The following is a 15896-nucleotide window of genomic DNA, read 5'->3' as shown; positions in this document are numbered from 1 at the left end:
ATCTGGCTCGTCTACCAAAATAGAAGGGGGGGATAATCCGTGAATTGCCAGGTTGTATCAGAATTATTATCACCGTACCTGGACGGAGCCCTTGATCCTGATGAACATGCCTTGGTTCAAAAGCACCTAGTTAGCTGTTCCACATGTAGCCATGAGTTGGCTGAATTAGAGGCATGTATGAATTTGTTACAGGAACTTCCTGAATTAACTCCACCGGCTGGTTTCCGAGCCGGTTTAATGGAAAAAATTGATAGATTGCCTTTGGCTGAACCAGCAAAACAAAAACGCTGGACGGATCATGTAAATGCCGTTACCCGTAAATCATGGTATAGAACAATGGCTGTGGCAGCAGTTATGGCTATGACCCTGGGATTAACGACGTTATGGGAAAATGAAGGCAACCAATTTATGCCAGTACCAAGTGATAATCAGGGAATTGTTGGACAAATTCAAAACAAACAGGATGTACAGCAACCCCAGGGTGGTCAGCCGACTAAACCGGCCAATGACAAAGTGGATAAGGTTAGTAATGAAACTGATCCACCTGTTAAGGTTGAGGGGGATACCAGCAATCGTACCCAGGGAGTGAAGGAACCGCCTAAGCAGGCTGTAACGGTAAACCCGGTCAAAGTAGTAGAAAGTGAAAAGGACAGAAAGTTTGCCTCGGAAAATTATCAGCCTCAACAAAGTGCAGGAATGACTGCAAGATCCGTAGCTTTAAAATTGACAGCGGAAGACAGCAGTGCGGTACTTAAATCAATCCATAGCATTACGCAAAGCAACAATAGCTCCATTATAGTACCCTATAATGAAAGTAATGGCAAGTTGGCAATTAAGGTGCCGGCCCAAGCGTCCACGCAAGTGGAAAAACAATTAAAGTCACTGGGTCAGGTTATAACGGATATGCCATCGGAGAGAGATTTAAGCAATCAGCATCAACAGGCGGTTAGCGCACTGGAGCAGCTCCAGACTGAACAAGCAAGTCTGCAGCAGCAAGTGGAAGAACAGGCTGATGCCGAAGCAGAACAACAATTGGCAATGATAAACACGGCCATTAGCCAACAAATCAAACTAATTCAAAATTTAGAGCAACAGAGTAATTATTCTATAATAACCATTGCTATTGAATAACTTTTCCCACCAATTGGTGGGTTTTTTATTTTCGAATGGTTTTGTTATTTCAATTTACCTTTGCCTATACATGCTAATATTAACACGTAATAAATATTGCTATAGATTGAGTTTTTTACCGGTTGTAATATTTCCTTTCGTTATGTATACTAAGCAAGTGACAGTGATCAGGGGGTCGAACAAAAAATATTTGCATGTCTGCATTTGACTCTTGACTTGGGCAGTAGAAATTAATATAATCTAACATGTGGCAACAATTGAATAAACCGAATGGAGAGGTGGCCGAGTCCGGTCGAAGGCGCATGACTGGAAATCATGTAATGGGGTAACTCATTCGCGGGTTCGAATCCCGCCCTCTCCGCCATTAAATTGTATCGCTTTGACCGTGCTAGATGGGGAGGTAGCGGTGCCCTGCACCAGCAATCCGCTGTAGCTGGGTTGAATTCCTACTCGAGGGTATGATTTGTGAGGTCTGGTCATCGTAAGGGGCGTTGACGACCGGGTCTTGCGCAGCGTAGGCTCTCGAACCGTGTCAGGTCCTGACGGAAGCAGCACTAAGGGAACCCCTACGGGTGCCGCAAGGCAACCTGGTCTGAGTAACCTGCGGTGATACGCTCGGAAGTTATCACTCGACAGTAGGTGCACGGTCGCTAAATTTAAGCATGTAACTGCCTGTAAATATGGGCAGTTTTTATTTTTATAAGGGACAAGGAAATCCTGCTTTTGATGACTGCTTCAGAACTTGTCTGGGGAATTGGGACAAAAAACCGGTCCCCTGTCCCAAGTGGCAGGAATTTTAGATTAGTGGTAGATTTATTTAAGGATTCTATATATAATAGTTTGTAATTTAACTAACAAGCGAATATTTGGGGGTGTACAGATGGAAAATGTAATTAAGGTTATGCTAGAAGGAGAACAGCCCTATGAAATTTCCCAGGGTACACCGGTGGGTGAACTACTCGAGATGCGGTCAAAGGAAGAGGCTGTTCCGGTTGTGGCTGCCTATATTGACAATGAATTTGTGGATTTAAGAACACCAATCGTGAAAGATTGTAGTGTAAGATTTGTTGATTTAACAATGAGAGAGGGTATACGAGTTTATCGGCGCAGTGTGACATTGTTATTAATGAGGGCCATTTCTGAAGTGCTGCCAGGAAGCAGCGCGGTAATTCAGCATACCCTGGCGAATGGACGCTATGGAGAAATTAATCTTCATAGACCGCTAAAGGAAAAGGATATATCAAGAATTGAACGGCAAATGCGTTATATTATTGATGCAAACGAACCGATGCACTTAATTAAACTTAATAAGGACCAAGCAGAGCGTCTTTTTACAGAAATGGGCCAAACTGAAAAGATTAAGTTGCTAAGTTATGCTCCAAATGAAGAAATAGAGCTTTACTCCTGTGGGGAAGAATATTATGACATTTCCCATGGTCCTATGGTGCCATCCACCGGGTTTTTGAAATGTTTTAGGCTGCGCTTTTATTTGCCTGGGTTTATCTTAGAACTACCAAGTCTGGATAGCCCGATAGAGGTACCGCCCTATGTTGAACAGGGTAAGTTAGCAAATATTCACTATGAAGCTAAAAAGTGGGCAAATATAATTAAAGTCAACAATGTGGTTTCTTTAAATGATGTAGTCACCAAGGGTGACATTAATAACTTAATAAGGATATCAGAGGCTCTGCATGAGAAAAAGATTGCCGAAATTGCTGATAATATTAGTGACAACATTGACCGAATCCGCATCGTGTTAATTGCTGGTCCATCCTCGTCGGGCAAAACATCCTTTGCCCAAAGGTTATCTACCCAATTACAAGTCAACGGGATTGAACCAGTAGCTATTTCCTTGGATGATTATTTTGTTGATAGGGAAATGACACCCCTGGATAAAGATGGCAATCTTGATTTGGAAAGTATCTATGCCATTGATATTGCCTTATTCAATGATCACTTAATAAAACTTATTCAAGGAGAAGAAATAGAATTACCATACTTTAACTTTAAAACAGGCAAACGGGAGTATCATGGTAAACATCTAAGGTTAAGTCCGAGTGATTTACTGATAGTTGAAGGTATTCACGGCTTAAACGATATGTTAACCAGCTCTGTTCCAAAGAGCCGGAAATTTAAGATTTATGTCAGTGCCCTAACCCAGATTAATCTGGATAATGAAAACCGTACCGCCACCACGGATGTTCGCCTGTTACGTCGTATTACCCGGGACCAACGTTGCCGGGGGCGTTCTGCCAGAGAGACAATAGGCATGTGGCTCTCGGTAAACCGGGGTGAAGAAAAAAATATTTTCCCCTTCCAAGAGAGTGCCGATGTCATGTTTAATTCTGCCTTACCCTACGAATTGGCCGTTTTAAAAAATGTAGTGGAATCGCACCTAAGAGAAATCACCAAGGAAGACCAGGAGTATGCAGAGGCCCAAAGATTGCTTGATTTAATTGGCTATTTGGCTCCCCTGGGGATAGATGAAATTCCGTTAAATTCCATTGTGAGAGAATTTATTGGCGGTAGTTGTTTTGTTGGAACAGTAAGATAAATAGACACACCCTCAAGCTGCTTGAGGGTGTGTCATTTTTTTAGGTATAATATGATATGGAAATAACAGCTTAAAAAGGAAATAGGTATTAAAGGGCGAAACAATATGGAAGAATATAATGAGGTGTGTTTAGTTTGGCATATAAAGCATTATACCGAACCTGGCGACCACAATATTTTAGAGATATTGTAGGGCAGAGACATATCACTCGAACTTTACAAAATGCCCTACGGCAAGATAAAGTAGCCCATGCTTATCTTTTTTGCGGTCCCAGAGGAACTGGTAAAACCACAACAGCAAAGGTGTTGGCTAAAGCTTTAAACTGCCTAAATCCCAGCAGCGGGGAACCCTGTAATGACTGTGACAATTGTCTGGCTGTCAATGAGGGGAATTCTGTCGATGTGGTAGAAATTGATGCCGCTTCGAATAGGGGTATTGATGAAATTCGAGATTTAAGAGAAAAGGTTAAATTTGCACCTTCAACCGGGGTTAAAAAAGTATATATTATTGATGAAGTTCATATGCTTACAGATCAAGCCTTTAATGCCCTATTAAAGACCTTAGAAGAACCGCCAGCCCATGTTGTATTTGTACTGGCAACCACCGAAGCGCACAAGGTACCGGTAACGATTCTGTCCCGCTGTCAGCGTTTCGATTTTCGGCGCATTAAACCGGAGGAGATGGTAGAAAGATTACAAGAGGTTGCCCAGGGATCCCACATTGATGTAGAGGAAGCAGCACTTCAGCTAATTGCTAAGGCTGCAGAAGGGGGATTGCGGGATGCCCTTAGTATCCTTGATCAAGGGGCGGCCTTTGCTGAGAAAACCGTTACCATCGAAGACATCCATAGCATCCTGGGCACGGTGCGGCAGGATATTTTAGTCAAGATGACAGGCTGTCTGGCAGCAGGAAATACAGCTGAGGCACTGGAATTAGTGGCGGAAATATCCGAGCTGGGTAAAGATCTGAGGCTTTTTGCCCGTGAAATGACTTCCTACTTAAGGGGTTTATTGATAGAGGGTCAGATTAACAACAGCATCGGTAACGAAACCATTTTTAGTATTTTGAGTACTCTCGTTCAGGCAGAGCAAGAGATGAAATGGAGTTCGCAACCAGGTTTGGTTTTGGAATTGGCCCTGGTTAAAGCCTCCCGGCCAGAGATTGTTGCCTCTGTTGAGGGACTAACGCGCAGGATTAATGAATTGGAACGTCGCTTGGAACAAGGTGTGGTAGCCGCAATCCCTCCTGCCCCTGTAGATACACCCGTAAAGCCAATAAAGGCTGAACCGGTACAGAGGGTAGAACCGGCAGATAGCACAGTTACAGACCTGCCAGCTAAGACAAAGGATGCCGGGCAAGCGGTTAATGTAAATACAGATAAAATTCAAAAGGCCTGGCCTGCTTTGCTCAAGGGAATTAAAGAAGGGAAAAAAATGCCCCTTTGGTCTCTATTGAACAGCAACCAACCGGTCATGGATGTTCAGGGGAATACTTTAGTTATGTATTTCCTAGACGAATTTGACATGCGAACTGCCGATAAGCCAGAACACAGAAAGTATCTGGAGTGGTTGCTAGGTAAGCATTTCGGTGGACAGTGGGAGGTACGCTGTGTGCATGGAAAAAAGTCTCCAGCTAAGACGGATCTAAAACCAGAGGAGGATCCGATCTATACGGAGGCGGTACGTATTTTTGGCAAGGATATTGTATACTTAGAAAATGACCCCAGTTAGACCATTCGGGGTAGAACATAAAGGAGGAACTTGATAATTATGATGGGTGGAAATATGAACAAAATGATGAAGCAAGTACAGAAAATGCAACAGGACATGGCCAAAATGCAGGAGGAATTGGGAAACCGTACGGTGGAAACCAGTGCCGGCGGTGGTGCTGTTAAGGTTGTGGTTAGTGGCAAGCAAGAGATTGTCAGCATTACCTTAAAGCCAGAGGTAGTTGACCCAGATGATGTAGAAATGCTTCAGGATTTATTAATAACAGCCGTTAATGATGCCCTTCGTCAGTCCCAAGAAATGGTAGCCAAGGAAATGGGTAAATTGACGGGTGGCTTAAATATCCCCGGCTTGTTCTAGGTTTTAGCGAGGAGGGCTTCCCATGCTGTATTACTCTGGGCCAGTGGCCAGGTTGGTAGATGAATTTACCAAGCTTCCGGGTATCGGGCCAAAGACAGCCCAGAGACTGGCCTTTCATGTATTAAATGCATCGCCGGAGCTTGCACAGGGGCTGGCAAAAGCACTGGTCGAAGTCAGGCAGTCCATCAAGCGCTGTCAAATTTGTTGCAACCTTACGGATGAAGATCCCTGTTCCATCTGCAAGGATGCCACAAGGAACAATAAACTACTATGCGTAGTGGAAGAACCCAGGGATGTTATCGCCATGGAAAAGGCCCGGGGTTATCGGGGACAGTATCATGTCCTACATGGGGCAATTTCTCCGATGGAAGGTATTCGTCCAGAGGATTTAACCATCAAGGAACTATTAAAACGTATCCAGGGTGGTGACGTGCAGGAGGTTATTTTAGCTGCCAACTCGGATATAGAGGGGGAAACCACAGCCCTATACCTGGCCAGAATTTTAAAACCTCTGGGCGTTAAGGTAACAAGAATTGCCCATGGCATACCTGTGGGCTCAGACCTTGAATATGCCGATGCCATGACATTAAATAAGGCCTTGGAAGGTCGTGCTGAATTCGGCTAAAAGTTTCCTTATTTATATAGAAAAATTGTCATAAGACTTGTCTCAACCCCCTATATATAGCTAGGGGGTTTTCTTATGCGAATGGGTATTTTTATTGAGTCAAGCCATGGGCCATGGCTAAATATAAAGGAGGGGTTTGGTAATGGAATGGAAAACTGTACTTCTTAGCCTGATCGGGTTGTTTGGCTTGTACTTGTTTGGGACAATCTTTGCCCGACCACTTGTTATCGTTGGCAGATTAAGTTTATCATTGATCATTGGCGGGGTATTACTCTTTCTCGTAAACTTTGTTTGCAGTGGTTTAGGGATTCATATTGCTATCAACCCCTTTACACTTCTGACGGCGGGTATTTTGCAAGTGCCGGGAATTGTTCTCTTGGTGTTGGCTAATTATGTTGTGTTATAGCTAAGGTTAAATTGTGTAACAAATCATTGACTTATTAATTTCATGGGATTATACTGAAATATGTAATCGGGATAAGAATTATCCCGGTTCTTGTTATTTGTGGACCTATTAGGAATTTTCTGAAATGGGTAAGCTAAGCCCATTAACAAGGAATGGAGGTGGATTTGCCATCTCAGCGAGAATTGTTGAAGCTTACGTGGGCGAGTACGCCAGTGGCAAAAGCGAAGTGGCTGTTAACCGGGCATTGGAAATTGCCAGGGACGGTCGAAAGGTTAATTTAATTGATCTCGATATTGTGGAACCATGTTATACGCTAAGGCCGATCAAAAAAGAGCTGGAAGAAAGTGGCTTGTCGGTGGTTGCCTGGGAAACAAAAGATACGATTGGTCTAGGCGAAGCAGGAAATATTATTAAACCTGAAAGTAGATGGGCATTATATCGGGAAGGGGATGTGATACTGGATATCGGGTATGGTGTTGAAGGAGCAAAGACACTCAACCTGTTGGAAGGTGTGGATCAAACCCCGGAATTACAAGTTTATGTGGTCTTAAATACCAAAAGACCAATGACCTCAACGGTACAGGATATTATTGATTACATAAAAGAGCTAGGTCCTGTGCATGGTCTGATCAATAACACGCACTTGGGCGATGAAACAACGGCAGAGGTTGTACAAGAAGGAGCCCAGGTCATTGGCGAAGTTTCTAAAATTCTGGGAATCCCCGTGGTGGCTACCACCGCGGATCAGGAAGTAGCGAAAAAAATCGGCCCTGTGGACGGTATGGGTAATTTTGTGCGTCCACTGGTGCGGTATATGCCGCGAACTTTCTGGTAGGACAACCAGACCATCATACTATGTTTTTTAGTAAGATAAGTTCAATTAATTCAGGAGGTGTGGTATCTCTCATGTCCGAAAAACCCATTACCGGAGAAAAGCGGGCGTTTATGACTGGTAACGAGGTAGTTGCCTGGGCTTGTTTAGCCGCAGGTGCCGATATTATGTATGGCTATCCCATTACCCCTCAGAACGAAATTATGCACTACTGGACCCGTCAAATCCCCAAGTATGGCCGCAAATTCCTGCAAACCGAAGACGAATTGTCTGCCGGTTTTACCACAGTGGGTGGTGTGTTAGCTGGCCTCAAGGCCTTTACAGCTACCGCTGGACCTGGTAACACATTAATGCAGGAACCACTTTCCATGGCTGAAATGATGAGACTCCCAACCGTAACCATCGTTCAGCAGCGTGGTGGCCCATCCACTGCCACCGTTATTTACTCCCAACAAGAAGTTACTTTGACAACCCAGGGTGGTAACGGCGAAGGAATGCGTATTGTATATTCCCCCAGTAACCACCAAGAATTGTTTGACTATACAATTAAAGCTTTTAATACAGCCTGGAAATATCGCTTCCCCACCTTCGTGCTAGGCGACGGTTATCAAGCCAAACTGCGTGAATCCGTAACCCTGTATGATCCTGCGGAAAGAGGCATCGAAAGGGTACCCTCTGAAAAATATGTTGGTAAACCTGGTACTCCCGGTGTGGACCGTGATCCTGGTCATTACCGCAATACCTACAATACCGAGGAAGAACTCTATGAAGTATTGCAACAGCACTTTGCCGATTTTGAAAAAATGAGTCCAGAAGTAGTTGAATATGCTCAAGAGAATGTAGAAGATGCCGATCTAGTCATCGTTGCTCACGGTGTTGTTTTCCGTGGTGTACGTGATGCCGTAAAAGAATTACGGGATGCCGGTTACAAGGTAGGATTTTTCCGTCCCATAACCCTCCGTCCCTTCCCGGCGGAAGAACTCAAAGCCCTGGCCAATAAAACCCCAAAACTATTAATTGCCGAATCAGCCCAAGGTCAGTTGGCGAAACTGGTTAAGGATGCCATTTATGGTGCAACTGCTGAAATTGTACCGATGTTCCGTCCCGGTGTAGGTATCACCACAGAACAAATCGTGGCAAGAGCGAAAGAGGTACTCTAAGATTTTCGAAACTAAGGAGGGAGGTTCCAACATGTCTGTGTCTCCACAACCTGCCATGCCTAAAAGCTGGCGTGTAGAAACGAAACCCCATAAATTTTGCCCCGGTTGCGGCCACGGCCTGGTACTGAAGTGCTTAGGCGAAGCCATTGATGAACTGGGTATTCAAGATAGAGTAGTATTTGGTTGTGATATCGGATGCTCCTTACTGTCCTGGGATTTCTTTAACTGTGACAGTGTACAAACCCACCATGGTCGTACCACACCGGTAATGACTGGGATTAAGCGTGCCAACCCCGACCTAATCACCATCGCCTATATGGGTGACGGTGGCGGTTATGCCATTGGGATCGGCGGTATTGTCAATGCTGCTGCCCGTAATGAGAAGGTAACGGTACTGCTGGCTAACAACACCGTTTATGCGATGACCGGTGGTCAGATGTCTCCCTGTACGATGCCTGGACAAAAGGTAGAAACTGCTCCTTACGGTCGTGACCCCGAGGCAACGGGTATGCCAACCCAAGGTCCGGAAATGCTGGCTGCTATCACTGGCGACGGTGCCTATGTGGCCCGTGGCACCACCTCTAACCTGAGGCAGTTAAAGGGTTACATTAAGAAAGCACTGCAAAACCAAATGGAAGGCAACGGTTTCTCCTTTGTGGAAGCTTTGGCTGGCTGCCCCACCAACTGGCGCACCAATGCGGAGAAGACCTGGGCCTTTATTGAAAAAGAAATGCCTCAATACTACAAAGTAGGGGAAAAGAAAAACCCCTTTGAGGCTAAAAAGGAGGCTCAGCAGAATGGCTAAAGCTGTAAAAATCTGCTTGGCCGGTGAAGGTGGCCAGGGTGTTCAATCTGTGGCAGAAATTCTTGCTGCTGCTGCCAACGCAGAGGGTCGTGAAGCCCTTTATATCCCCAACTTTGGTGTAGAGCAGCGCGGTGGTGTATCAATCGCCTATCTGCAAATTGCTGATAATGCCATTGGTGCCCCTAAGTTTGATAAGGCAGATATTTTAGTTGCCCTGAGTGATCGCGCTGTGCGCCGTTGCCACCAATATGTTGATGCCAATACGGTTTATGTATATGACACCAGCATTGAGGGAGTAGAAGAAGATCTGCCCAAGGAGGGAGAAGCTAAGAAGGTATTAGCCATTCCCGCCTTAGAAATTTCTAAAAACGAGCTACATCCTAGGGTATTTAACATTTTGATCATGGGTGCAGTTATTGGTGCCACCGGCGTTATCCCTGTGGAAGCCGCCAAATCTGCCATTGAGAAGAAACTGGGTTACAAATTTGAACAGAATCCTAAGCTGCGTGAGTTGAACTTTACAGCCATCGATCGCGGCATGGAACTGATGAAATAGGGGGGAAAATCATGGAATTCAAAGGTCGTACCCTGGAACTCACCAAAGGTGACTGGACCCTTTACCCCGGTCTGTGTAAGGGCTGTGGTCTGTGCATCCAGAAGTGCCCCAAGAAGTGCATTTCCTGGTCCAAGGTGCTGGGTGTATATGGTACCCCCTCCGTGGAGTCCAGTGACGAATGCATTGCCTGTGGCATCTGCCAGATGGTTTGCCCCGATACAGCTATCCGTGTGGATAAGAGGAAAAAACAAGCGTAAATGCCAGCTGTTAAGCTAGCTTCAAGAAGATAAAGTAAAAGAGACACGCCCATTTTGGTGGGAGTGTCTCTTTTTTTAGCTATCCGCTCTTTTGGCTGGGGTATGACTAAAGGAGAGCGGATGTAAATGCATCACAGATGGCGGATCATGGCCTTCGGCCACTGCCCGGGATCAATATTTTTAACCCAGCCGCCAGCCATAGTAGTAATGGTATGCCGTATTCAATGGGAGTAGAATATATCGGGCCATAGAGTTGATTGTAATTTTGATGCTCCCCGACTCCCTCGAATAGGACGATGGTAATTCCTATAATCAAAGCACCTCCAGGGAGGACAAGGGGCCTGTAATCATCTATACCAGTCCAATGGGCAAAGCCAACGATAAAAGCATAATAGCAAATGAAAAACTTTACGATGGTAAAGATAAACCAAGTTAGAGAAAAGGGAATTAACAATAAATTGCTGCTGGGAATAGCATTTAGCACAGACACAATAGCCATAATTGAATGGGAGGCCCGAGCTACTCCTAAAACAGTTATTACTTGTATAAAAACGGTAATGCCGATAATGGCTGCAATAATTTGGCCCTGGATAAGTGAAATAATAACTTGCTTGGCACCTTTAATATTAAAAATTAGCATACCAAAAAGTATAAACTCTCCCACAGGAAAGGAGGACAGGATAAAACAGGCTGTCACAATGCCGCTCCAATCATTATTTCCTAATATAGGCAGCATGTTTTGAAAATCTCCGTAGGGCAGGGTAAAAAATAATAACAAGCCGCTGATTAAACAAGCTAAAAATACCAACAAAGCCAAAGATCTACTAATGGTTTCCAGGCCCATTACGATGCCAAAGGCGCTTACCCCAACAACTAATAAATAAATGACTGTCGTAGGGGTTTGTGCAAGCATGGTTATATTGATAAAGATACCCATATCACGCAATACCAGAGTACTTGAATGGAGGGCATACCAGATAAAAAGGAGTCCGATCAGTTTCCCCGGCAGACCCAGAATGGAGACACTGTACTGCACCAAGGACTGACCGGGATACCATTTATTAAGGGATGACAGCATCGACACTAAGACGATACCTGGAATAAATGCCAGTGCTATGCTTATTAGAGCAGCCTGTTGAGCGTGTTGTATTAAGATGGTCGGTATTAATAGTACGGATGTCCCAACCCCAAAACCAGCAAGCAACAGCATGCATTGTTGGGGGGATATATATTCCTTATCCATTGTCAACTCCTGGTATTAAGAGTTATTTGACCTTATCATTCTTGTTTCATCTCAGCTTACGCTTAATTACTGCCGCCACCCAAAGCAGCAAAGGAATGCCAAACACAATCGGTAGGGCATAGATCGGATAAATGGAGGACCTAAAGGCGGCAGCCTGTACGGGGTTATCAAAAATATAGATGCCAAGTGCAATAAAAAGAGGACCAGAAGGGAGAATCAGTGGCCTGTAGTCAGAAAGCTTAAACCAGTGGGAAACTCCGGTAACAAAGGCATAATAACAAAAAATAAATTGGCAAAGGGAAAAGACAAACCAATTCAGAGTAAAAAAGGGTAAAAATACACTGGTTCCAGGGATCGTATTAGCGACGGCCACAAGGGTGTAGATATTTTCGGAAGCACGGTCCGGTCCAAGAAGGATAATTGCCCTTGTTATGACTAAAAACAACAGGAATAGGGCAAAGATTAACCCCAGGGACAGTTTTCCAACCATCCCCTGGCTGTGCTTGACTTGGCAGATGATCATACTAAAAATAATAAGCACTTCTCCCACCGGAAAGGCTGTAAAAATTAAGCCGCTGTGGATAACCGGTAATGGGCCATGACTAAGAATCGGTAATATATTGCTATAATCCGCATTGGACATGGAAAATACTTGTACAATAAGAGTCAGGATGATGGTGATAAAAATTATTAAATTAAATGCCCGGGCCATCACCTCAAGACCCAGTTTGATACCGTAGGCACAGAGAAGCGTAGTAAAAAAATAAATAACCAGTTGGGGTGTTTCAAAAAGTATAACGTTCGTAACGAACCCCACAATACCCCGTAAATTGAGAGCGCCTAATAATAAAAGGAACCAGAGTATAATGAGACCCAGGAAGTATCCAGGCAATCCCAGTATGGCGGTGCTATATTGTATCAGGGATTGGCCGGGGTACATCTTATTAAGGGAAACTAAAAGGACAATCAATAACAGACCGGGAAATGCACCCAGCCAAGGGGCTAACCAGGCATCCTGTTTAGCGATAGTAATGACAAAGGACGGAACCAACATTAGGGAAATGCCAACGATAGAGCCAATTAGCAAGAATGTACACTGTTTGCCGGAAATATACTCTTTATCCAAAGAAATCCCCCTTTAGTTATTGAGCAGGGGTAAGCAGCTGCCCCAGGCCCGTGGACAGTGGATGAAATATCTTGATAATTAAATCCGTGGGATTTGGCGGGTTCAAGTCCAAGGTAATGCCATAACTATAAAGCATGGCTGGTAATAGCAAAAAAGAAAAGGCGGCTAAATCCCGCCATTTTTTTTGTACCACCAGCCGAGGGACTTCTAATAAAATAATGATTATATAGGCCAAGGTCACCAAAATTAAGGTTAAAAACATAAAAACACCTCGCTTATTATTTGGGTTGCAATGGATTTGAGATTAACCCTGTGCCCCGGATGTGTGCTTCCACGGCCACCTCAACCTCTAAATCCTTAAATATTTCGGACCATTGTTGGGAAAGTTCTTCTTGCCATAATTTGGGGAAAGATCGGTGGGTGACCTTGCCAAAACCCAACACATCTGAATTTAGACCTTGTGCCCGGGATACCGCTGACAGGACCTGTTTTTTGATTTCATTGGCAAGTAAAGCCTCTGCTTCTTTAATATGTTTTTCATCCAATTTATTGCCAGGGGTCATATCGCCAATATTGACATCCACCTTAACTTGTACCTTCATGATTAAGTGTCCCTCTTTAATCAAGGCTTCTAGCTTGCTGTTGCTTTTAAGAATCTCAAAACTCATGTTATGGTGTAGCATTTCCAGAACAATTAAGCCTTGTTCTACTTTGTTTTGAATCCATAAAAGGCCTCTGCTCTCTTCAAGGTTAAACCAACCCACCAGCTTGTCTCCTTTGAAAATTGCCGTATTCATTACCCGTAATTCCTTGGCCCGCTTAGCTTCTTGACCTGTTATGCTTACGGTGTCTTGTTCTTTCATCAGACCCTGGTAAAAGGTAACCCCCGCTGTATAGGCCTGGGTTTCGTTGCTGATAAGTTGTTGAATAAATTCACCAAGGTTAGAAATGGCATATTTGGAATTGCGATCTCTTCTTTGGATGATATCATTTAGTATCTGGGCCGGAGCTTGGCCCATGTTGCCGCTAGACTGCATGATCTCCTGTAGGTTTTCTTGGGCAATTAAGATCCAAGCACTTTGTTTAAATTCTGGGTCCCGTTCTAGAAAATCGATCACATCCATAAGGCCTTGCCGGGCCAGGTTCTCTGATATTATGTAGACCTTATTATGGGACCAGAAGGGGGTATTGGGGGACGCCAGCGTTAAATTACGCACAGCATCAAAGATGGTTTTGCCGTTGCTGTACCAGTTATGAAAGGTCTTCTGCTCCCCTGCTCCCCCGCTTCCGGCGACACCGGGTGCCTGGGGGACAACTGTTTGGGCAATTACTACAATGTTGCCCTCCTTATTACGATCCAACCCCATCCCCAAAACAATGCCGGTTTCTTCCGCTTCCCGTAAATCCCAGCAACCTGTGCAACTAACGATAAGTAGGAGAGATAAAATCAACATTAATCTTTTCCGCAAAATGCCACCCCGTTATTGTGAGTTATCTGGTGGTTTTGGTTTTTGATTGGTACCCATGGCTATTCTGTTATTTTGCACCAGTGTGGCCGGACGAAGTCTTCTACTCCAGTGGGGGGCCACGATCAGGGTGTCCATTAGCCCTTGAAGGTTAAAGGGGGCCAAAGGACTTAGATAGGCTACACCAAAACTCCTGAGGGAGCATAGATGGAGCAGAATGGCCAATAGTCCGATGATGACTCCAAAAAGACCAAGAAAGGCTGCGCTAATCATTAAAGGAAAACGCAGCATGCGTACAGAAATACCCAGGCTGAACTGGGGTAAGGTCATGGTGGCGATGCCGGTAAAGGCAACCACGATGACCATCAAGGGTGAAACAATATTGGCTTGTACCGCTGCCTGGCCAATAATCAGGGCACCGACAATACTCACCGCCTGCCCCACCGGGGCTGGCAGACGGATACCCGCTTCCCGGAGGGTTTCAAAGGCAATCTCCATCAGCAAGGCCTCAAAATAGGCAGGAAAGGGAACCCCTTGCCTTGCTGCGGCAATACCAATAAATAATGTGGTGGGAATCATCTCCTGATGAAAATTAGTGATGGCAATATATAAGGCCGGTAATACCAGTGCCATAAAAAAGGTAAAGTACCTTAGCCAGCGGAGAAGGGTAGGGAAGTAAAATGTGTAATAATAGTCCTCCGCTGATTGGAATAAACTCATAAATTCCCCGGGTACGATTAGTGCCAAGGGGGTATTGTCAGTAAAAATGGCCACCCGACCCTCTGCCAGACTGCCAATGACTTTGTCAGGTCTTTCCGTGACGATTACCTGAGGGAAAGGTGAGTAGGGTTGATCTTGAATAAGTTGTTCGATGTTGCTGCTTTCCAGAACAATATCAATGTCAATATTATTTATTCTTTTTTGTACTTCTTGCACTAAATCCTCTGATACGATACCTTTTAAATATACAATGGCTATGTTTGTACTGCTTATTTTGCCAACCGTTGTAGTTTCTACAACTAAATTGGGTGTAATCAGCCGCTTACGCAGCAGACTGATATTGACGGAAAGGGTTTCAATGAAAGCTTCCCGAGGGCCCCTCACTGCATTTTCAACCACTGGTTCAGGGATGGAACGCATCTTATAGCCCTTGCATTCTACAATAAAGGCTTTAGGGCAATTGGCCACAAATAATACGATGTTTCCGGTAAGAACCCCGTTGATAACTCCAGCGAAATTGCTAACCTGTCTCATTTCTGCCCTGGTAATAAGTCCGCCATGATTGAGTAATTTTAACAGTTCGGGGCCGGTTTTTTCTTTCCGGCTGGATTCTAGTAAGGGTTGCATAACACCCCGATCCAATTCATCCTTGTTAATCATACCATCCATGTAAATTAATACCACTTGTAAAGCCGGTTCTTGACCTAGCGGAAAAGGCCTTTCTACAAAGTCACCATTTTTGGCCAAAAGGGTATTCATAAAAGCCACATTTTGCTTTAAAGAGGATGAAACGGGTATATTACTTAGTTCGTCGTTGGTATAAACGTTACTCAAATCCAGTATTTTATTTTCTCTTGGCAGGTTAAAATTTCCATTCTTTGAGGAAATAAAATACTTAAATTTTTTTAGCCAACCCATTTGCGTCTCC

At 44.4% G+C, this 15896-nt stretch carries 16 protein-coding genes, 1 tRNA gene and 1 other RNA gene; 13 read left to right on the top strand and 5 right to left on the bottom strand.

The window, feature by feature from the left end:
- Window positions 1-39: 39 nt before the first annotated feature.
- The 13 genes from V6C11_RS05175 (at window position 40) to V6C11_RS05115 (ending at window position 10413) form a co-directional block, all read left to right on the top strand.
- Window positions 40-1131, top strand: coding sequence for a zf-HC2 domain-containing protein (locus V6C11_RS05175; RefSeq protein WP_333530029.1), 1092 nt, complete (start codon window positions 40-42; stop codon window positions 1129-1131).
- A 272-nt stretch (window positions 1132-1403) separates the two neighbouring features.
- A tRNA-Ser gene (locus tag V6C11_RS05170) sits at window positions 1404-1495 on the top strand.
- A 19-nt stretch (window positions 1496-1514) separates the two neighbouring features.
- Window positions 1515-1778, top strand: an RNA gene (gene ffs / locus V6C11_RS05165) — signal recognition particle sRNA large type.
- A 233-nt stretch (window positions 1779-2011) separates the two neighbouring features.
- Complete coding sequence (locus V6C11_RS05160; RefSeq protein WP_333530028.1) at window positions 2012-3685, top strand: nucleoside kinase; 1674 nt, start codon at window positions 2012-2014, stop codon at window positions 3683-3685.
- A gap of 134 nt (window positions 3686-3819) precedes the next feature.
- Window positions 3820-5415: a DNA polymerase III subunit gamma/tau gene (gene dnaX / locus V6C11_RS05155; RefSeq protein WP_333530027.1), complete on the top strand. Its 1596-nt coding sequence runs from the start codon at window positions 3820-3822 to the stop codon at window positions 5413-5415.
- A 39-nt stretch (window positions 5416-5454) separates the two neighbouring features.
- Window positions 5455-5772, top strand: coding sequence for a YbaB/EbfC family nucleoid-associated protein (locus V6C11_RS05150; protein WP_333530026.1), 318 nt, complete (start codon window positions 5455-5457; stop codon window positions 5770-5772).
- Window positions 5773-5794: 22 nt separating this feature from the next.
- Window positions 5795-6397, top strand: coding sequence for a recombination mediator RecR (gene recR, locus V6C11_RS05145; protein WP_333530025.1), 603 nt, complete (start codon window positions 5795-5797; stop codon window positions 6395-6397).
- 142 nt (window positions 6398-6539) lie between these two features.
- Window positions 6540-6803 carry a pro-sigmaK processing inhibitor BofA family protein gene (locus V6C11_RS05140; protein ID WP_333530024.1) on the top strand — a complete coding sequence of 88 codons (264 nt, stop codon included), beginning with the start codon at window positions 6540-6542 and terminating at the stop codon, window positions 6801-6803.
- Window positions 6804-6927: 124 nt separating this feature from the next.
- Entirely contained in the window at window positions 6928-7638 is a 711-nt protein-coding gene (locus tag V6C11_RS05135; RefSeq protein ID WP_333530023.1) for a hypothetical protein, read from the top strand.
- A gap of 71 nt (window positions 7639-7709) precedes the next feature.
- A complete protein-coding gene (locus V6C11_RS05130) occupies window positions 7710-8795 on the top strand; it encodes a transketolase C-terminal domain-containing protein (RefSeq protein WP_333530022.1) in 1086 nt (361 codons plus the stop codon).
- Between the two features lie 31 nt (window positions 8796-8826).
- A complete protein-coding gene (locus V6C11_RS05125) occupies window positions 8827-9600 on the top strand; it encodes a thiamine pyrophosphate-dependent enzyme (RefSeq protein WP_333530020.1) in 774 nt (257 codons plus the stop codon).
- Window positions 9593-10156, top strand: coding sequence for a 2-oxoacid:acceptor oxidoreductase family protein (locus V6C11_RS05120; protein WP_333530019.1), 564 nt, complete (start codon window positions 9593-9595; stop codon window positions 10154-10156). The genes V6C11_RS05125 and V6C11_RS05120 overlap by 8 nt, the downstream gene beginning before the upstream one ends.
- An 11-nt stretch (window positions 10157-10167) precedes the next feature.
- Window positions 10168-10413: a 4Fe-4S dicluster domain-containing protein gene (locus tag V6C11_RS05115; RefSeq protein WP_333530018.1), complete on the top strand. Its 246-nt coding sequence runs from the start codon at window positions 10168-10170 to the stop codon at window positions 10411-10413.
- A gap of 145 nt (window positions 10414-10558) precedes the next feature.
- Here the strand turns inward: V6C11_RS05115 and V6C11_RS05110 are convergent, their stop codons facing one another.
- Genes V6C11_RS05110 through V6C11_RS05090 form a run of 5 tightly spaced genes read right to left on the bottom strand, consistent with a single transcriptional unit; the run spans window position 10559 to window position 15886 of the window.
- Window positions 10559-11656: a GerAB/ArcD/ProY family transporter gene (locus V6C11_RS05110; RefSeq protein WP_333530017.1), complete on the bottom strand. Its 1098-nt coding sequence runs from the start codon at window positions 11654-11656 to the stop codon at window positions 10559-10561.
- Between the two features lie 46 nt (window positions 11657-11702).
- Window positions 11703-12782 (bottom strand): GerAB/ArcD/ProY family transporter, encoded by a 1080-nt coding sequence (locus tag V6C11_RS05105; protein WP_333530016.1) that lies wholly within the window; start codon window positions 12780-12782, stop codon window positions 11703-11705.
- 16 nt (window positions 12783-12798) lie between these two features.
- Window positions 12799-13044: a hypothetical protein gene (locus V6C11_RS05100; protein WP_333530015.1), complete on the bottom strand. Its 246-nt coding sequence runs from the start codon at window positions 13042-13044 to the stop codon at window positions 12799-12801.
- Between the two features lie 16 nt (window positions 13045-13060).
- Window positions 13061-14251 carry a Ger(x)C family spore germination protein gene (locus V6C11_RS05095; protein ID WP_333530013.1) on the bottom strand — a complete coding sequence of 397 codons (1191 nt, stop codon included), beginning with the start codon at window positions 14249-14251 and terminating at the stop codon, window positions 13061-13063.
- A gap of 12 nt (window positions 14252-14263) precedes the next feature.
- Window positions 14264-15886, bottom strand: coding sequence for a spore germination protein (locus V6C11_RS05090; protein WP_333530012.1), 1623 nt, complete (start codon window positions 15884-15886; stop codon window positions 14264-14266).
- Window positions 15887-15896 lie beyond the last annotated feature (10 nt).

Origin of the sequence: Desulfotomaculum sp. 1211_IL3151 (genome assembly GCF_036763075.1) — a bacterium.
Lineage (GTDB): Bacteria > Bacillota > Desulfotomaculia > Desulfotomaculales > Desulfotomaculaceae > Desulfotomaculum.
Note: the sequence above shows the minus strand (reverse complement) of the source record. Positions and strands in the feature narration are given on the sequence as shown.